General features: G+C 72.1%; 11 protein-coding genes and 1 pseudogene. 6 read left to right on the top strand and 6 right to left on the bottom strand.

What is annotated here, in order from left to right; all coding sequences use genetic code 11:
* The first annotated feature begins 13 nt into the window (after window positions 1-13).
* The 3 genes from malQ to AB0K17_RS10470 all read left to right on the top strand — a co-directional run bounded on the left by malQ (window position 14) and on the right by AB0K17_RS10470 (window position 3585).
* The gene (gene malQ, locus AB0K17_RS10480) at window positions 14-2113 is read left to right on the top strand and encodes a 4-alpha-glucanotransferase (RefSeq protein ID WP_365982761.1); all 2100 of its coding nucleotides are present in this window, start codon (window positions 14-16) and stop codon (window positions 2111-2113) included.
* A 47-nt stretch (window positions 2114-2160) separates the two neighbouring features.
* Window positions 2161-2439 (top strand): hypothetical protein, encoded by a 279-nt coding sequence (locus AB0K17_RS10475; RefSeq protein ID WP_344434387.1) that lies wholly within the window; start codon window positions 2161-2163, stop codon window positions 2437-2439.
* A 177-nt stretch (window positions 2440-2616) separates the two neighbouring features.
* The gene (locus tag AB0K17_RS10470; RefSeq protein ID WP_365982773.1) at window positions 2617-3585 is read left to right on the top strand and encodes an acyl-ACP desaturase; all 969 of its coding nucleotides are present in this window, start codon (window positions 2617-2619) and stop codon (window positions 3583-3585) included.
* Between the two features lie 57 nt (window positions 3586-3642).
* Here the strand turns inward: AB0K17_RS10470 and pepN (AB0K17_RS10465) are convergent, their stop codons facing one another.
* The 3 genes and pseudogenes from pepN (AB0K17_RS10465) to AB0K17_RS10455 form a co-directional block, all read right to left on the bottom strand.
* The gene (gene pepN / locus AB0K17_RS10465) at window positions 3643-6213 is read right to left on the bottom strand and encodes an aminopeptidase N (protein ID WP_365967681.1); all 2571 of its coding nucleotides are present in this window, start codon (window positions 6211-6213) and stop codon (window positions 3643-3645) included.
* Window positions 6214-6352: 139 nt separating this feature from the next.
* The gene (locus tag AB0K17_RS10460) at window positions 6353-7396 is read right to left on the bottom strand and encodes an aspartate-semialdehyde dehydrogenase (protein ID WP_365982760.1); all 1044 of its coding nucleotides are present in this window, start codon (window positions 7394-7396) and stop codon (window positions 6353-6355) included.
* Between the two features lie 232 nt (window positions 7397-7628).
* Window positions 7629-10328: pseudogene (locus AB0K17_RS10455) on the bottom strand (S8 family serine peptidase); the annotation flags it as partial.
* 515 nt (window positions 10329-10843) lie between these two features.
* On the opposite strand from AB0K17_RS10455, the gene AB0K17_RS10450 reads away from it, so the two are divergent.
* On the top strand, window positions 10844-12583 hold the full coding sequence (locus AB0K17_RS10450; protein WP_365982759.1) for a TIGR03767 family metallophosphoesterase: 1740 nt from the start codon (window positions 10844-10846) through the stop codon (window positions 12581-12583).
* A 43-nt stretch (window positions 12584-12626) separates the two neighbouring features.
* On the opposite strand, the gene AB0K17_RS10445 is transcribed toward AB0K17_RS10450, so the two are convergent.
* Window positions 12627-13673, bottom strand: a complete 1047-nt coding sequence (locus tag AB0K17_RS10445; protein ID WP_365982758.1) for a hypothetical protein — start codon at window positions 13671-13673, stop codon at window positions 12627-12629.
* A gap of 131 nt (window positions 13674-13804) precedes the next feature.
* Entirely contained in the window at window positions 13805-16396 is a 2592-nt protein-coding gene (gene pepN, locus AB0K17_RS10440; protein WP_365982757.1) for an aminopeptidase N, read from the bottom strand.
* A gap of 88 nt (window positions 16397-16484) precedes the next feature.
* On the opposite strand from pepN (AB0K17_RS10440), the gene AB0K17_RS10435 reads away from it, so the two are divergent.
* Window positions 16485-17129: a DsbA family protein gene (locus AB0K17_RS10435; RefSeq protein WP_365982756.1), complete on the top strand. Its 645-nt coding sequence runs from the start codon at window positions 16485-16487 to the stop codon at window positions 17127-17129.
* 209 nt (window positions 17130-17338) lie between these two features.
* A complete protein-coding gene (locus tag AB0K17_RS10430; protein WP_365982755.1) occupies window positions 17339-17959 on the top strand; it encodes a hypothetical protein in 621 nt (206 codons plus the stop codon).
* A gap of 112 nt (window positions 17960-18071) precedes the next feature.
* On the opposite strand, the gene AB0K17_RS10425 is transcribed toward AB0K17_RS10430, so the two are convergent.
* Complete coding sequence (locus tag AB0K17_RS10425) at window positions 18072-18713, bottom strand: superoxide dismutase (RefSeq protein WP_344434378.1); 642 nt, start codon at window positions 18711-18713, stop codon at window positions 18072-18074.
* Window positions 18714-18877: the final 164 nt, after the last annotated feature.

Raw genomic sequence — 18877 nt, 5'->3', positions numbered from 1 at the left:
CGCGGAGGTCTTGATGGACAGAGCGCGCCTGGCCGAACTGCACGGCGTCGCCGCCTCCTACGAGGCAGGCCCCGGCCGCACCGTCAAGGTGGCCGAGGACACGATCGTCGCCGTCCTCGCCGCCCTCGGCGTCGACGCCTCCACCCCCCGGGCCGTGCGCGACGCCCTCGAAGCGCACGAGGCCGCCGCCCGCGGCCGGTTACTGCCCCCCACCGTCGTCGTCCGCGGCACGGCAGGGCTGCCGCCCCCGCTCCCCGAGGGCACCGTGCTGCGCGTGGAGACCGAGGACGGCCGCACCCTGCCCTGGGACGACCCCGGCGAACAGGCGCTGCCGCTCGGCGGCCACCTGCTGCGCGCCCGCACCCTTGACGGGCGCACCGCGAGCGCGCCCCTGATCGTCGCCCCCCGGCAGCTGCCCGGGCCCACCGGCCGGGGCATCGGCTTCATGGTCCAGCTGTACTCGTTGCTGTCCGCCCGCTCCTGGGGCATGGGCGACCTCGGCGACCTCGCGGAGCTCGCCGCCTGGTCCGGCCGCACCTTCGGCTGCGACTTCCTGCAGGTCAACCCGCTGCACTCGGCCGTGCCCGGCCCGCCCACCGACCCCTCGCCCTACCGCCCCTCCTCCCGCCGCTTCCCCGATCCCGTCCACCTGCGCATCGAGGAGGTGCCCGAGTTCGCCCACCTCGCCGGCGCCGCCCGGCAGGAGGCCGAGCACCTGCTGGAGCGGGCCGCGGCCCTGCGCGAGGACGTGCTGGTCCGCTCGGCCCTCATCGACCGGGACGCCGTGTGGGACCTCAAGCGGCGCGCCCTGGAGCTGGTGCGCACCGTCCCGCTGGGCCCCGGCCGGCGCGCCGCCTACCACGACTTCCTCGCCGCCCAGGGCCAGGCCCTCGACGACCACGCCACCTGGTGCGCCCTGGCCGAAGTGCACGGCCCCGACTGGCGCAGCTGGCCGGCGGGCCTGCGCGACCCGCGCTCGGCCCGCACCGCCCGGGCCCGCGGCGAGCTGCTGGACCGCGTCGACTTCCACTGCTGGCTCGCCTGGCTCACCGACCGGCAGCTGGCCGCCGCCCAGCGCACCGCCCGCGAGGCCGGCATGCGCATCGGCCTCGTCCACGACCTCGCCGTCGGCGTCCACCCCACCGGCTCCGACACCTGGGCCCAGCAGGAGACCTTCGCCGCCGGCATGTCGGTGGGCGCGCCCCCCGACGCCTTCAGCCCGCACGGCCAGGACTGGGGTCTGCCGCCCTGGCGGCCCGACGCCCTCGCCGCCACCGGCCACGCCCCGTACCGCGAGCTGCTGCGTCACCTGCTGCGGCACGCGGGCGCCCTGCGCATCGACCACGTGATGGGGCTGTTCCGGCTGTGGTGGGTGCCCCAGGGGTACGAGCCGCGGCGCGGCGCCTATGTGCGCTACGACCACGAGGCGATGCTCGCGGTCCTGGCCCTGGAGGCGCACCGTGCGGGGGCCGTCGTCATCGGCGAGGACCTGGGCACGGTCGAGCCGGGGGTGCGCGAGACGCTTCAGGAGCGCGGCGTGCTCGGTACCTCGGTGCTGTGGTTCGAGCGCACCTACGGGAACTCCGACGACAAAGAGGGCAACGGGGGAAACAGCGGGGGAAAGGAGACCGAGGAGCCGCTGCCCCCCGAGAAATGGCGCTCCGCCTGCCTGGCGACGGCCACCACCCACGACCTGCCCAGCACCGCCGCCCGGCTGACCGGCGAGCACGTGGAGCTGCGCCACCGCCTGGGGCTGCTGGCCCGCCCGCTCCAGGAGGAGCAGCGCGAGGACGCCATGGACGTGGCCGAGTGGCTGGCCGGCTTCGTGCGTCTGGGGCTGCTGCCGGAGGGGCCGGGGGACGAGGAGGCGGCCGTACGGGCCGTGCACCGCTTCCTGCTGCGCACCCCGGCCCGGCTGGTCGGGATCTGGCTGCCGGACACCGTCGGCGACCGCCGGCCGCAGAACCTTCCGGGCACCTGGGACCAGTACCCGAACTGGCGGCTGCCCGTCGCCGACGCCCACGGCCGCCCGCTGTCCCTGGAGGAACTGGTGGCCTCGCCCCGGCTGCACGCGCTCATGGAGGACGTGGTGGCGGCCCGCGGCCCCCGATAGGCCACCCCGGGCGCGCGGCCCGTGCGGGGGTCCGATAGCTTGAGGCCGTGAGCAATAAGGTCAACAAGAACGCCGTGCGCGCCGGTGCGATCTCTGCCGGCACGATGCTGATGCTGCTGATGTCGTCCCCCGCGTTCGCGCTCACCCGCGACGACGGCGACGACCCGGGCCCGGGCCTGAGCGTGCTGAACACGCTCGGCCTGTACGTGGCGGCCCCGATCGTGCTGTTCCTGGTCATCGCGGGACTGACCATGGTGCTGTCCCGGAACTCCGACAACGCCCGTACCCACGCCGCGCAGACGCACTACCCGCGCGCCACGCGCTAAGGGTCCTCACCCCGCATCGCTTCCCGGAAGGCCGGCACCGTATGGTGCCGGCCTTTTCGCTGCCCTTTTTGCCGGCCTTTTATGTGTAGGACCCACTGGCTTTGGCGTTTGCCGGACCGCTAACTTACGGTGTCGTAACCTACGGAGCCGTAGGTGATGATCGCCCAGGAGCCGCACGTGACCCTCGCCCCCGCCCACGACGGCCGTGCCGTCCTCAGCGACGCTCGCCTGCTGTACGCCCTCGAAGAGGTCGTCGAGGCCGAGCTCAACCGGCACCTGAAGGTGGCCAAGGAATGGATGCCGCACGAGTACGTGCCCTGGAGCGACGGCCGGAACTTCGACGGCCCCCTGGGCGGTGAGGCCTGGGCGCCCGAGCAGTCGAAGGTCACCGACATCGGCCGCATCGCCCTGGTCGTCAACCTGCTGACCGAGGACAACCTGCCCAGCTACCACCACGAGATCGCCACCCTCTTCGGCCGCGACGGCGCCTGGGGCACCTGGGTGCACCGCTGGACGGCCGAGGAGGGCCGGCACGGCATCGTGATGCGCGACTACCTGCTCACCTCGCGCGCCGTCGATCCGGTGGAGCTCGAGCGCTTCCGCATGGCGCACATGAGCGAGGGCTTCGAGTCCGACAACCGCCACAGCATGCTGCACTCGGTCGCCTACGTCGCCTTCCAGGAACTGGCCACCCGCATCTCGCACCGCAACACCGGCCACCACTCCGGCGACCCGGTCTGCGACCGCATGCTCGCGCGCATCGCCACCGACGAGAACCTGCACATGGTCTTCTACCGCAACCTGCTGGCGAAGGCCTTCGAGCTGGCGCCCGACCAGACCATGAGCGCCGTGCGCGACGTGGTCACCGGCTTCCGGATGCCCGGCCACGGCATCCCCGGCTTCGAGCGCGCCGCCGCGCAGATCGCCCTGGGCGGCATCTACAACCTGCGCATCCACCACGACGACGTGCTGCAGCCGGTGCTGCGCTTTTTGAAGGTCCTGGAGATCGACGGCCTCGGGCCGGAGGGCCTGCAGGCGCAGGAGGAGCTGGGGCTGTTCCTGGGCGACCTGGACACGCAGGCGCGCAAGTTCGACGAGCGGCGCGCGGCGATCCTGGCCCGCCGGGCCGCCGCCCGTCAGGGCTGAGGAGAACGCCGGACGGGCCGACCGGCCCGTCCGGCGTTCTCGCCGGCGAGGTGCCGGCTACGCCGTCGCCGCGGCGTCCGCGGCCTGGGCCTTCAGGGCGCGCTCGACGCCCGAGCGGGCCTCGGTGACCAGGCGGCGCAGGGCGGCGTTCGGCTCGGCCGAGGCCAGCCAGGCGTCCGTGGCGGCCAGCGTGGCCTCGGAGACCTGCAGCACGGGGTACAGGCCGATCGCGATCTGCTGGGCCATCTCGTGGCTGCGGTTGTTCCAGACGTCCTTGACCGACGCGAAGTACTTCTCGGCGTAGCCGGCGAGCAGCTCGCGCTGGTCCGCCTGCTGGAAGCCGCCGATGACCGACTCCTGGACGGCGTTGGGCAGTGTGTCGGACTCGATCACGGACGCCCATGCCTCGGCCTTGGCCGCGGCCGTCGGGCGCGCGGCGCGGGCCCAGGCGGCGTGCTGCTCGCCGGCGGAGGTGCGGTCGCGCTCCAGCTCGGCCTCGATGGCCTTCTCGTCCGCGCGGCCGGTGGCGGCCAGCCGGCCGAGCAGGTCCCAGCGCAGCTCGGTGTCGACGGCCAGGCCCTCGATCGTCTCGGTGCCCTCCAGCAGCCCGGCCACGAGGTCGAGCTGCTCGTCGGTGCGGGCGGTGGCGGCGAAGGCCCGTGCCCAGGCCAGCTGGTGGTCGCTGCCGGCGGCGGCCGCGCGCAGGTGGGCGAGGGCGGCCTCGCTCCACTTCGCGAGGCCGCTCTCGCGCCAGGCGGGGGCGGCGTACAGGTCGAGGGCGGTCTTGACCTGGCGCTGCAGCGACTGCACCACGCCGATGTCGGACTCCTTGTCGATGCCCGAGAGCACCAGGTCCAGGTAGTCGCGGGTGGCCATCTCGCCGTCGCGGGTCATGTCCCAGGCCGAGGCCCAGCACAGGGCGCGCGGCAGCGACTGCTCGAAGTCGCCCAGGTGCTGGGTGACGGTGGCCAGCGACTCGGCGTCCAGGCGCACCTTGGCGTACGACAGGTCGTCGTCGTTGAGCAGGATCACGGCCGGGCGCTGCCTGCCCACCAGCTGCGGGACCTCGGTGCGCTCGCCGTCGACGTCGAGCTCGATGCGGTCGGTGCGCACCAGCTTGCCGCCCCGCAGCTCGTACAGGCCGACGGCGATGCGGTGCGGGCGCAGGGTCGGCTCGCCCTTGGCGCCGGCGGGCAGGGCGGGAGCCTCCTGGCGGACGGCGAAGGAGGTGATGGCGCCGGCCTCGTCGGTGGTGACCTCCGGGCGCAGGATGTTGATGCCGGCGGTCTCCAGCCACTTCTTCGACCAGGTGCTCAGGTCGCGGCCGCTGGTCTTCTCCAGCGCACCCAGCAGGTCGGACAGGCGCGTGTTGCCGTAGGCGTGCGCCTTGAAGTACGCCTGCACGCCGCGGAAGAAGGCGTCCTCGCCGACGTAGGCCACCAGCTGCTTGAGGACGGAGGCGCCCTTGGCGTAGGTGATGCCGTCGAAGTTGACGAGGACGTCGTCCAGGTCGCGGATCTCGGCCATGATCGGGTGGGTGGAGGGCAGCTGGTCCTGCCGGTAGGCCCACGTCTTCATGGAGTTGGCGAAGGTGGTCCACGAGTGCGGCCAGCGGCTGCCGGGGGCGGCGGCCTGGCAGGCGATGGAGGTGTAGGTGGCGAACGACTCGTTCAGCCACAGGTCGTTCCACCACTCCATGGTGACCAGGTCGCCGAACCACATGTGGGCCAGCTCGTGCAGGATCGTCTCGGCGCGCACCTCGTAGGCGGCGTCGGTGACCTTCGAGCGGAAGACGTACTGGTCGCGAATGGTGACCGCGCCCGCGTTCTCCATCGCGCCCGCGTTGAACTCCGGCACGAAGAGCTGGTCGTACTTGGCGAAGGGGTACGCGTAGTCGAACTTCTCCTGGAACCAGTCGAAGCCCTGCCGGGTGACCTCGAAGATGGCGTCCGCGTCGAGGAACTCCGCCAGCGACGGACGGCAGTAGATGCCCAGCGGCACGACCTGCCCGTCCTTCTCGTAGCTGCTGTGCACCGAGTGGTACGGGCCGGCGATCAGCGCGGTGATGTACGTGGAGATGCGCGGCGTCGGCTCGAAGCGCCAGACGTCGTCGGCCGGGCGCTCGGGGGTGGGCGAGTTGGAGATCACGGTCCAGCCCTCGGGGGCCTTCACGGTGAAGCGGAACGTCGCCTTCAGGTCGGGCTGCTCGAAGGAGGCGAAGACGCGGCGGGCGTCGGGCACCTCGAACTGCGTGTACAGGTACGCCTGCTGGTCGACCGGGTCGACGAAGCGGTGCAGGCCCTCACCGGTATTGGTGTACGCGCAGTCGGCGACCACCCGCAGCTCGTTGCGGCCGGCGAGAAGGCCCGGCAGCGCGATCCGGCTGTCGGCGAAGACCTCGGCCGGCTCCAGCGCGGTGCCGTTCAGCACGACCTCGTGCACGGTGGGTGCCACCAGGTCGATGAAGGTGTCGGCGGCTTCGGCGGCATCGAAGCGCACGACGGTCTCGGAGCGGAAGGTGCCGCCCTCCTGCGCGCCGGAGAGGTCGAGCTCGACCTCGTACGCGTCCAGGGTGAGCAGCCGCGCCCGCTCCTGCGCTTCCTCGCGGGTCAGATTCGTACCGGGCACGTGGGCATCTCCTTCAACGTCGCGATGGTCCGGCCATCCTTCCACGCCCGTCGCGCTGCGTGGCGGTGCGTACGCTGACGGCGGATGCGCCAAGGGGGCGGGCCCGCACCGGGCCCGCCCCCTTGCTCGTGCGTACGGATCAGCCGCGCAGCTCGGCCGCGACCAGCTCGGCGATCTGGACGGCGTTCAGCGCCGCGCCCTTGCGCAGGTTGTCGCTGGAGAGGAACAGCGCCAGGCCGTGCTCGACGGTCTCGTCGACGCGGATGCGGCCCACGTAGGAGACGTCCTTGCCGGCCGCCTGCAGCGGGGTCGGGATCTCCGACAGCTCCACGCCGGGGGCGTCCCTGAGCAGCTCGTAGGCGCGCTCGACGCTCAGCGGACGCGCGAAGCGGGCGTTGACCTGCAGCGAGTGGCCGGAGAAGACCGGCACGCGCACGCAGGTGCCCGACACCTTCAGCTCCGGGATCTCCAGGATCTTGCGGGACTCGTTGCGGAGCTTCTGCTCCTCGTCCGTCTCGAAGCTGCCGTCGTCGACGACCGCGCCGGCCAGCGGCAGCACGTTGAAGGCGATGGTGCGCTTGTAGACGCCCGGCTCCGGGAAGTCCACGGCCTCGCCGTCGTGGGTGAGCTCCGCCGCCCGGTCGACGACCTTGCGCACCTGGCCGTCGAGCTCGGCGACGCCCGCCAGGCCCGAGCCGGAGACGGCCTGGTAGGTGGTGGCGACCAGCGCGGTCAGCCCCGCCTCCTCGTGCAGCGGCTTGAGCACCGGCATGGCGGCCATGGTGGTGCAGTTCGGGTTGGCGATGATGCCCTTGGGCCGCTGCTTGATCGCGTGCGGGTTGACCTCGGAGACCACCAGCGGCACCTCGGGGTCGCGGCGCCAGGCGGAGGAGTTGTCGATCACCACGGCGCCCTGGCCGGCGACCTTCTCGGCCAGCGCCTTGGAGGTGGCGCCGCCGGCGGAGAAGATCACGATGTCCAGGCCGGTGTAGTCGGCGGTGGCGGCGTCCTCGACGGTGATGTCCTTGCCCTCGTAGGGCAGGGTCGTACCGGCGGAGCGGGCCGAGGCGAACAGGCGCAGCTCGGTCACCGGGCCCAGAGAATTAAACGCGGCACGGTCGGCCAGGATCTTGCGCATGACTCCGCCGACCTGACCGGTGGCTCCGACGATTCCGATCCTCACGAGGACTCCCTACTTGCCGTTCAGCACGTACGTCCGACGACGGCTGACCTGGGTCTACGGTTCCATCATGCGGGTGACCCGGGGGTGGAAGTCCAATTTTTTGGCCGTGGGCCCGACCACAGGGCATCGCTCCGTGTCGTAAGTCATCACTGCGTGTCGCAGCGGGGTGGGCGCGGCAGCCGCGCCCACCCCGCCGTGTCCGGCGTCAGCCGGTGACGTCCTTCGCGGTGATCGTCAGCTGGTAGGGGTTCTCCAGCAGCGGCGACGTGCGACGGGACTCCACCTCGATCTCCCAGACGCCCGGCACCGGATTCGTGTACGACCGCAGGTCCGGACGGCAGGTGTTCTGGGGGTTCGGGTAGTTCGGGTAGCAGTTCGGCGTGGACGTCGGGTCGACCGGCACGCCGTAGGGGTTGATCGCGATGAAGCGGGTCTGGCTGCCGGCGGCCAGGCCGCCGAGGGCCACCTCGAGGGTCTTCGCGCCCTTGGGCACGGTCACGAAGTAGGAGGTGGTGGCGTTGCGCGTGGCCGTCCCCGACTTCTGCACCGTGTACGAGGGGGAGGCGACCGGCTCGGAGACCACGACGGTCGTCATGATCTGCTTGTCGATGCCCTCGGTGCGGTCGTCGTCGACGGTCAGGATCGCGCTGTGGATGCCCGCCGCCTTCGCCTTGGCCTTCACCTTGACGGTGACCGGCTTGTTCAGCGGCAGCTTCACCTCGTCGTCACCGACGAGCGAGAACGTGCCGTCGTTGGTGCGCCACTTCAGCTCGTGCCACACGGGCCGGTCCGGGCCGGAGGTCCGGGTGACGGTCACGTCGTACGTGCGCGTCTCGCCGGCCTTCAGGCCGCCCTCGCGGTCGTACAGGCCGGTGCCGAAGCCCGGGGTCTTCAGCCTGCCGGCCAGCACGGTGTTCACCGGCGCCTTGACCGTGTAGTCGTGGGCGGTGGCGCCCTCGCGCAGGGCCTCCCAGGCCTCGTTGATGTCGATCAGGCCCGAGCCCTGCTCGTACGCCTGCGCGCCCTTGATCTTCTTCGCGGTGCTGGTCAGCGCCGTGCGCAGGTCGGCCGGGGTGAGCGACATGTGCTTCTGCTTGGCGGCCGAGATCAGCAGCGCGGCGGCGCCGGCGGCCTGCGGGGAGGCCATCGAGGTGCCCTGCAGCATGCCGTAGCCGGGCGGCAGGTCGTAGCCGGCCTCCTTGACGGGCGCGCCCGGCTCCCAGGTCGGCGTGGTGTTGATCGACGCGCCGGGGGCGGTGATGGTCGGGGTGAAGCCGCCGTCCTCGCGCGGGCCGCGGGAGGAGAAGGGCATCATGGCGTACTTGTTCTTCACCTCCGAGCCGTAGTTGGCCGCCCAGGTCTCCTTGGAGACCGAGGCGCCGACGCTGAGGACCTTGTCGGCCAGGGCCGGGTCGCCGATGGTGTTGGCGCCGGGGCCGCTGTTGCCCGCGGAGATCACCAGCTGGACGCCGTAGGTGTCGATGAGGCGCGTGTACAGCTCGGAGCGGGCGTTGTTGCCGTCGTTGAGCGCGGGCAGCCCGCCGATGGACATGTTGACGATGTCGACGCCGTGGTTGACGACGAGGTCGATCATGCCCTCGGTCAGGGCGATGTTGGTGCAGCCGCCCGTCCAGGTGCAGGCCCGGGAGGAGACGAGTTTGGCGCCGGGCGCCGCGCCCTTCATCCGCCCGCCGAACAGGCCGTTGGCGGCGGTGATGCCGGCGACGTGCGTGCCGTGCTCGGACTCGATGACGCCGATGTTGACGAAGTCGGCCTTCTTGCCGACCCACGAGCCGCCCTTGGGGTCCATCGGCACGTCCTTGCGGATCTGCACGACGAACGGGATGCGCTCGGCGATCGGCGTCCTGGGGTCGTCCTTGCCGAAGTACCCGACCTGGAAGCCGTCCTTGTACGGCTTCATCTCCTCGTCGTCACCGAAGTCGCCGTTGTCGTCGAGGTCGACGCGGACGGTGCCCTTGGCCTTGTCGTACAGCACGGCCCAGGAGTCGGTGGTGTCGCCGTCCCGGTTGAGGTCGCCCTTCATGTCGCCGCCGGTCGTGGCGTTCTCGCGGAACAGCGCGACCTGGTAGCTGCCGCCGCCGGCCGGGGCGGTGTAGGTGCGGCCGTTGAAGGAGAAGGACGGGCCCGAGACGTCCTGCGTCATCGGCAGCCAGGTGCCGTCGGAGTCGGTGAGCGGGTCGGTCGCGGTCACCCAGTCGACGATCTTGCGCTCGCCGGTGGTGGTCCTCTGCAGCGCCGGGTGGCCCAGGTCGATGCCGGAGTCGAGGATGCCGATGGTCACGCCGCGGCCGTCGGCCTGCGGGTGGTCCTCGACGAAGTCGACGGCGCCGGTCTCGAAGGCCGGCTGGTACGGGTTCTTCGCCGGGGTGTCCTTGCCGGGCCCCGGGTAGGTGCGGCTCTTGGCGAGGCGGGGGGCGCCCTGGGCGGAATCCGCGCGGGGCGTCGGGTCGGGCAGGGGTATCTCCTGCTTGAGGTCGATGCCGTGCACGGAGGCCAGCTTCTTCGCCTCGTCGATGGCGTCGTCGGCCTTGGCGATGGGCACCGTGGCCCGTACGTAGCCGAGCTTGTCGTACGCCTGGCCCACCGAGGCGCCCTCGATCGCGTCCAGCTTGTGGGCGACCTGGCCGGTCTGGCCCGGGGCGGTGGCGATCATCATCGTGACCGTACGGTCGCCCTCGGCCTTGGCCTTGGCGAGCAGGGAGGCGTCCTGCGAACCGAGCTTGTCGGCGGGGTCGTTGGCCGGTTGGGCCGGGCCCGGGGCGGGCACGGGGTCGGCGGCGAAGGCGGGGGCGGCGCCCGCGGCGGTGAGGGCGGCCACGAGGCTGGCCGCGACGGCTATTCGGGCCGTGCGTCTCGCGCGCGCGGGGGGTGCGTCCACGGCGCCGGCGGCGCCTTCGGGGGTGGCTTGCATGGGCATCCCTGGGCTTGTCAGTGGTAAGCGGGTGACAAAAGGCGGAGCTGAGGGAACGAAAAGGGCACGACGACGCGGCGTCCGGAAATCGGAGCCGGGTGACCGCTCACTTTGATGGAAGTGGTGCGGTTTTGGGGAGAGTTGCCGGGGCGTGAGGATAAGGATGGCGTAAACCCGCCAGGGGCCAGGGCGGGATGAAGCAGGGCGACGCACCACGAAGCGGTCAGGAAGCCCCTCCCGGTCCGATGGTTGTAGGACAAACGGACCAAAGGATCGCCCCGCTGACCGGCCCAACGGTTCCCCCGCGGGTGAACGCTGAGTGAGCGTCAGTGCACGAGGGGACGAGTGGTGTATGTCCATTCGCAGTAGCCAAGATCCATGCGAGGTGACCGGCGGCGATCGTTGCGGCCCCGTTCACGCCCAGGTCACCCGGGATGCCAAGCATCCCCGTCGACGGGGCCCGCCGGCCGCCCGCCGGATCGCCAGCCTTCGCGTTCGCACTCGGGGAGACCGCCATGCACCGCAGAGCCCGCAGGACCGCAGACTCGCCGCTGGACCGCCGCACCTTCCTGGCCGCCGCGGGCGCCACGACCGCGGGCCTGGGCCTCGGCCTGGGCGCCGGCAGCAGCCCGGCCGGCGCCGCCCCCACCGACCCGACGCCCGCCCCCCAGGCGGCGGCGAGCGCCTCGGCGACGGCCACCGCCGAGGCCGCGCCCACCGCCGCCGGCACCACCCTCGTCTCCGTGGCCGCCCCGCGGGGCAGCGGCGGCTACCGCAGGCTGGGCGACGGGCCGGGCTGGCCGCGCGAGGTGCGCGCCGAACTGGCCGCGGCCGGCGGCGGGCGCGAGGACCGGCGCACCACGCTGGCCTGCTTCGTGCAGTTCACCGATCTGCACCTGACGGACGTCCAGCACCCCCTGCGCTACGAGTTCTTCCGCTCCGGCGAGCCCGGCGCCTGGCGCCCGCACGAGGCCCTCACGCTGCCCGGGATCGTCTCCCTCGTCGAGCGCGTGAACAAGCTGCGCCGCGGCCCGGTCACCGGCAGCCCCCTGTCCTTCGTCGTCACCACCGGCGACAACGGCGACGAGAACGCGAAGATCGAGGTCGAGTGGTTCCTCACCGCCCTCAGCGGCGGCCGCATCGACCCCCAGACCGGCGACCCGCACCACTACGAGGGCGTCCAGAACAGCAACCTGAAGACCTTCTGGCACCCCGAGAGCTCCGTGCGCGACCAGGACAAGCAGCTCGGCTACCCGCGCATCGACGGCTACCTGGCCGCCGCCTGCCGCGCCGTGAACAGCCCCGGCCTGAACATCCCCTGGTACTCCACCTTCGGTAACCACGACCTGCTCTCCGGCGGCTGCTACCCCGCGGCCGGCTCCTTCATCGCCGAGGTCTGCGTCGGCAACCGCAAGCTGCAGTACGTCCCGCCCGCCGAGGCCAAGTGGCTCATGGCCGGCGAGGCGGACGGCGCCGACCCCAGGGGCAGGCGCGTGGAGTCCCTGCTCAAGGCGCACAGCAAGGAAATGCGCACCGTCACGCCCGACCCGCGCCGGGTGCCGCTGACCGCAAAACAGTACGTCGCAGCCCACCTCGACCCCCGGCACACCGGCCGCGGGCCGCTCGGCCACGGCTACACCCGCGCCAACCTGGAGACGGGCAACCTCTACTACACCTTCCCCGTCTCCGAGAAGGTCATCGGCATCAGCATCGACACCACCGACCCCGGCGGCCACTACCAGGGCTCCCTCGGCACCGCCCAGCTGCAGTGGCTGGAGCGCACCCTGACCGCCCACAAGGACCAGTACGCCCTCGTCTTCAGCCACCACCCGAGCTGGAGCATGAGCAACATGACGCCCGACCCCGCCCGGCCCAAGGACAAGCGGCACGGCGGCGACGAGGTGATCGCCCTCCTGCAGCGCCACACCAACGTCCTGGCCTGGATCAACGGCCACAGCCACCGCAACCGCATCCGCGCCCGCGGAAGCTTCTGGGAGATCTGCACCGCCTCGCACGTGGACTACCCCCAGCTCGCCCGCGTCATCGAGGTCACCGACAACCGGGACGGCACGATCTCCCTGTTCACCACGCTCATCGAGTCGGCCGCCCCGTACCGCACCGACTTCCACGACCTGTCGCAGACGGGGCTGGCCTCCCTCTACCGCGAACTGGCCTTCAACGCGCCCGGCTCCGACACCTCGCTCGCCGGCCAACCGGCCGACCGCAACACCGAACTGCTGCTGCGCCGCCGCTGACGCCCCCCGCGGGAGCAGGTGACGCGCCGGAGCCGCCGGCGCGTCACCTCGGCAGCACCACCACGTACGCGGTGAGCTCCCGGTCGGCCGCCGCGAGCGCCGTACGCACCACCGTGGCCTGCTGCGCCAGCGCCGCCGCGTCCCGCAGGCCTCGCGGGGTCAGCCGCAGGTAGGCGATGCCGAGCCGCTCCAGCCGCTCACGCTTGAGCGCGGCCTCCGACCACACCGCCGCCTCGTCCCGGTGCGGCCCGTGGACGTCGAGCTCCACCACCACCCCGTGGTCGGGCCAGTAGGCGTCGGCCGCCCCCAGGCACGGCCCGCCCGGCAGCCACAGGTCGACGTTCCACAGCGGCGCCGGCAGCGCGTGCTCGCGCACCATGGCGTACAGCCTGTCCTCCGCCAGCGACCGGCCCTCCGCCAGCAGCGCCTCGACCGCGTCCACCACCTGCGGCCGGGTCAGCAGCCGGGCCCGCGACAGCTCGCGCACCAGCGTCGTCGCCTCGCAGTGCCCGCCGCGCACCGCCTCCGACAGCACCTGCCCGACGGCCCGGGCGTCCTCCAGCCGCGCCACCGTGTCGGCCACCGCCCGGGCCACCGGGGCCACCGGCAGGCCCGTCACCGGGCGGGGCCCGGGCACCGCGGAGGTGCGCACCAGCCGGACGAACCCGGCCGAGCGCAGCCGGCGGGTGCGTGGCAGCAGCACGTCGATGTGCTCCAGGGACAGCAGCGAGGGCACCGAGGTGAAGCGGTACAGCGCCAGCGCCGCCGGCCCGGTGATCATCGCCTGCCCGTACGCGTCCGCGCTCTGCTCGCGCCCGCGCTCCTGCGGGCCGGGCTGGCGGGGCACCTGGGTCCGCGGCACGGTGTACAGCAGTGCGGCGTGCAGCCGCTCCTCGCCGGTGGCCGGGCCGGCGTGCAGCAGGAAGACCCCCGGCAGCAGCTGCTGCCAGGGGCCTCCGGGCCGGCACCGCTCGCCGACGACGGACCCGGCGATGCCGTGCTCCCTCAGCTGACGGATCGTCATCACGCGGTGGCGGACGTCGGACAGATGGTGCAGGGGGCGGGGGGAGAGGGGGGTGTTGGAGGTCATGCCCCGGCCATTCCCGCCCCGCCCGCGCCCCAAGAGCGCTGTTACCGCTCCGTGGACGATCCGGGACAAGACCACCTGTCGGTCAGGAATGCCACCTGCCTGTCAGGAACGCCACCATCGCGCTACGAGCGTCACTTCTTGGCCGCAGCCGCGTCGCAGTCCATGGCGCGCAGCGCCCGGGCCAGGTCGTCGCGCGCCTCCAGCACCAGCCGCCGCAGCGCCGGCGGGGCGTCCGTGTGCGCCTCCAGCCAGGCGTCGGTGGCCGCGAGCGTGTCCGGGTGGTCCTGCAGGTGCGGGAAGAGCCCGCGCACCACCGCCATGCCCGTCTCGATCGACCGCTCACGCCAGATGCGCTCGATCGCCTCGAAGTAGCGCGGCGCGAAGGGCGCCAGCAGCTCCCGCTGCCCGGGCTGGTCGAAGCCTGCGATGGTGGCCTCGGCCAGCGCGTTGGACAGGGCGTCGGACTCCACGACCGCCGCCCACGCCTGCTCCTTGACCTCGGCCGACGGGCGGGAGGCCAGGCAGCGCACGTGGTGCCGCTTGCCGCTGGCGGTGTTGTCCCGGGCCAGCTCCGCGTCCAGGAACGCCTCGTCGGCCGCGCCGCGGGAGGCCAGCGTGGCCAGGAAGGTCCAGCGCAGCTCCTGGTCGACGTCCAGGCCGTCGATCTTCGCGGTGCCCTCCAGCAGGCCGCGCAGCAGCTCCAGGTCCGCCTCGCCGGTCGCCAGCCCCGCGAAGAACCGCGCCCACGCCAGCTGGTGGCCGCTGCCAGGCTCGGCCTGCCGCAGCTCGCGCAGCGCGCTGGCGGCCAGTTCCTGCGTCGCCCGCTCGCGCTGCTCGGGGGCCGAGTAGTGCACGAGGGCGGCGCTCGCGCACATCTGCACCGTCTGCAGGACGCCGATCTCGCTCTCGGCGCCCGCGAAGCGCCCGACGATCCGCAGGTAGTCGCGGGCCGGCAGCAGCCCGTCGCGCGTGAGGTTCCACAGCGCCGACCAGCACAGGGCGCGGGCGAGGGGGTCCGTGAGATCGCCGAGGTGCTCGTGCAGGGTGGCCAGCGAGCCCTCGTCGAAGCGGATCTTGCAGTACGTCAGGTCGTCGTCGTTGACCAGGATCAGCTCCGGCCGCTCGGCGCCGGTGAGCTCGGTGACGACCGTCCGCGGGCCGGTGACGTCGGTCTCGGCGCGCGCGTAGCGTACGAGCGCCCCGCCCGGCGCCTCGCGCCGGTACAGACCCACCGCGAGCCGGTGCGGGCGCAGCCCGGGCCGGGCCGGGTCGTCCTCCTGCAGCACGGCCAGCTCCGTGATGTGCCCCTCCGCGTCGTAGGTGACCTGCGGCGTGAGCGTGTTGACGCCGGCGGTCTGCAGCCAGGAGCGGGACCAGGCGGCCATGTCCCGGCCGGAGGTCTCGCCCAGCACCGACAGCAGGTCCGCAAGGCGGGTGTTGCCGTAGGCGTGGCGCTTGAAGTAGCGCCGGGCGCCTTCGAGGAAGGCGTCGCGTCCCGCGTAGGCCACCAGCTGCTTGAGTACGGAGGCGCCCTTGGCGTAGGTGATGCCGTCGAAGTTGAGCTTGGCGTCCTCCAGGTCGCGGATGTCCGCGGTGACCGGGTGCGTGGAGGGCCACTGGTCGGCGCGGTACGCCCACGCCTTGCGCTGGTTGGCGAAGGTGATCCAGGCGCCGGTGAAGCGGGTGGCCTCCACCTGGGAGAAGGAGCCCATGAAGTCGGCGAAGGACTCCTTGAGCCACAGGTCGTCCCACCACTGCATGGTGACCAGGTCGCCGAACCACATGTGCGCCATCTCGTGCAGGATGACGTTGGCCCGCCGCTCGTACGCCGCCTGCGTCACCTTGCCGCGGAAGACGAACTCCTCCCGGAACGTCACACAGCCCGGGTTCTCCATCGCCCCCAGGTTGTACTCCGGCACGAACGCCTGGTCGTACTTGCCGAAGGGGTAGGGGTAGTCGAACGTGTCGTGGAAGAAGTCCAGACCCTGCTTGGTGACCGTGAAGACGTCCTCCGCGTCGAAGTAGGGCGCCAGCCCCTTGCGGCACAGGGCGCCCAGCGGGATCTGCAGCACCGAGCCGTCCGGCAGCGTACGGCTGTAGTGGTCGCGCACGACGTGGTACGGGCCGGCGACCACGGCCGTGATGTACGTCGAGATCGGCCGCGTCGGCACGAACCGCCAGGTCGCCGCACCGGCGTCCGCGGTCTCCGGTTCGCCGTCCTGAGCGCCGTTGCTCAGCACCGTCCAGGAGGCGGGGGCGGTCACGGTGAAGGTGAAGGGCGCCTTCAGGTCGGGCTGCTCGAAGTTCGCGAACACCCGGCGCGCGTCCGCCGGCTCGTACTGCGTGTACAGGTACACCTCGCCGTCCTCGGGATCGACGAAGCGGTGCATACCCTCACCGGTACGGCTGTAGGCGCACTGGGCGTCCACGACCAGCACGTTCTCGGCGGCCAGGTCCGCCAGCGCGATGCGGCTGCCGTCGAAGACGGCCGCGGGGTCGAGCGCACGGCCGTTGAGGGTGACCGAGGTGACCGACGGGGCCAGCAGGTCGGCGAAGGTCGCCGCGCCCGGCTCCGCAAAGCGGAAGCGGATCGTGGTCACCGACCGGAAGGTGCGCCCCTCGCCCACCGCGGATCGCAGATCCAGCGCCACCTCGTACGCGTCCACGCTCAGCAGACGGGCGCGCAGGCCCGCTTCCTCGCGGGTCAGGTTCTCACCGGGCACGTCGCGACTCCCCTCTCGTAGTTTCAGGAATCATGGCACGCGCGGGTTTGTTGAACGGCAGACCGACTTCTCACCGGAGGTACCGCCCATGACCCCCCAGCCCGCACCCCGCGTGACCGCCGACTTCTGGTTCGACCCCGCCTGCCCGTGGGCCTGGCTCACCTCCCGCTGGATGCTGGAGGTCCAGAAGGTACGGCCGGTGGACGTGCGCTGGCACGTCATGAGCCTGGCCGTCCTCAACGAACCCAAGATCGACGAGGTGCCGGAGGAGTACCGCGAGTACCTCACCACCACCGCCTGGGAGGCGGTACGGGTGTGCATCGCGGCCGCCAAGGAACACGGCGACGACGTGCTCGGCCCCCTCTACACCGCCCTCGGCACCCGCTTCCACAACCAGGGCCTGCCGCGCGACCGCGCCACGATCGAGGCCGCACTGGAGGAAGCGGGTCTGCCGACGAGCCTCGCCGACGCGGCCGGCAGCACCGCCCACGACGAGGAACTGCGGCTGTCGCACAAGGAGGGCATCGAGAAGGTCGGCCAGGACGTCGGCACCCCGATCATCTCCGTGCCGGGCCCCAGCGGGTCCGAGGTCGCCTTCTTCGGCCCCGTCGTCACCCCGGCACCCCGCGGCGAGGCGGCGGGCCGCCTGTGGGACGGCACGCTGCTCGTGGCGTCGACGCCGGGCTTCTTCGAGCTCAAGCGCACGAGGACGGCGGAGCCGAGCTTCGAGTGACGGCCGGGGGCCCTGCGGGCGGCTCTTCCCCCACTCCTCAATCGCCGGACGGGCTGACAAGTCAGCCCGTCCGGCGATTGAGGACCGGGGTCCGGGGCGGAGCCCCGGGAGACGGGGAGAGGGCGGGGCTGGGGATCAGCCCGCCGCAGGCGCCCCACGGAAGCCGCACCCAACGGGCACCGCGCCGGCCGACCGCTTAATGTCCCGGTATGGGCCAGACCGACCTCTCCCCGCCCATCGGCCGCGACGGCGGCTGGGCCGACGCCGAGCCGCCCTGCGGCAACGCCGCCCACGCCGAGCTCCCCGTACGCCCGTACGATCTGCTCACCCTCGCCGTCGGCAGGGCGATCGCCGCAACGTGGTCACTGCTCGGGCTGCGCAATGCGGCCGGCATGCTGCGTCACTACCTGGCCGGCACCGGCACCCCGCGCCGCGTGGACGCGGAGGCCCTGCTCGCGCTGCCCGTCGTGCGGGAGGCCGTCGACGCCCAGCTGGCGCGGTGGCGTGCCGAGGCGCTGGAGCGCGGGTGCGGGCGGGCGCCCGCCGCGTACCCGGCGGACAGCGGCTGGCGGGACGTGTTCATCGGCCGTCGCGCGAGCCGCGACTGGTGGCTGGCCCTGCGCTGCGTGGAGTTCCGTCTGACGGGCACGGTGCGTGTCGACGGCAGTGGCGGCCTCGCGGTCGACTACCGCTTCGCCGTGCACAAGGCGTACAACTTCGACCGCGGCGGCTCGGAGCTGGGCGTGCCGTTCACGCCGTTCGCGCGGTTGCACGAGACGGGGCTGGCCCGGCAGTTCGCGGTGACGGGGGAGGCGTTCGGGCATGCCTGAAGGGCCCCCGCGCAACGGGTGGTGGTGCGCGGGGGCCTTCGGTGTGCCTGCCGCGTGAAGGGTGAGAAGACGATCACGAGCAGGCGGTCATGGGGGCCGGACGGTCAGGCGGTCAGGCGCCGAGCAGGATGCTGTTGCCCTTGGCCTTCGCGGCGGCGTAGCGCGCGGCGACGTCCTGCCAGTTGACGACCTTCCACATGGCCTCGATGAAGTCGACCTTCTGGTTCTTGTACTGCAGGTAGAAGGCGTGCTCCCAGGCGTCGAAGACGAGGACGGGCACCGAGCCCTGACCGACGTTGCCCTGGTGGTCGTAGACCTGCTCGACGACGAGGCGGCCGCTGACCGGCTCGTAGGCGAGGACGCCCCAGCCGGAGCCCTGGGTGGTGGCGGCGGCCTTGGAGAGCTGGGTCTTGAACTTGGCGAAGGAGCCGAAGGACTCGGCGATGGCGTCGGCGAGCTCGCCCACGCCGTCCTTCTCCAGCGGCTCGCCGCCGCCGTCGCCGCTCATGTTCGTCCAGTAGATGCTGTGCAGGATGTGGCCGGAGAGGTGGAACGCGAGGTTCTTCTCCAGGCCGTTGATCGAGCCCCACTGGTCCTTGTCGCGGGCCTCGGCGAGCTGCTCGAGGGTGTCGTTGGCGCCCTTGACGTACGCGGCGTGGTGCTTGTCGTGGTGCAGCTCGATGATCTCGGGGCTGATGACAGGGGCGAGCGCCGAGTAGTCGTACGGAAGTTCAGGAAGTGTGTAGATGGCCATGCCGAGCCCTCCGACTGCTTATTGCAACTGATGTGCAGCTAGACGCTATCAGCAACTGCGATCACTCATCAGTACGGCCCGGAGGACTTCGGTCCAAAGGAGGAGGCGGGGTGGGTCCTGAAGATCAGGACCCACCCCGCCTCGGGGACGACTACGGCGAACGG

This window comes from Streptomyces sp. NPDC049585 (genome assembly GCF_040675615.1).
Taxonomy (GTDB): Bacteria; Actinomycetota; Actinomycetes; order Streptomycetales; family Streptomycetaceae; genus Streptomyces; species Streptomyces luteosporeus.
This window is presented reverse-complemented; position numbering and strand designations above follow the sequence as displayed.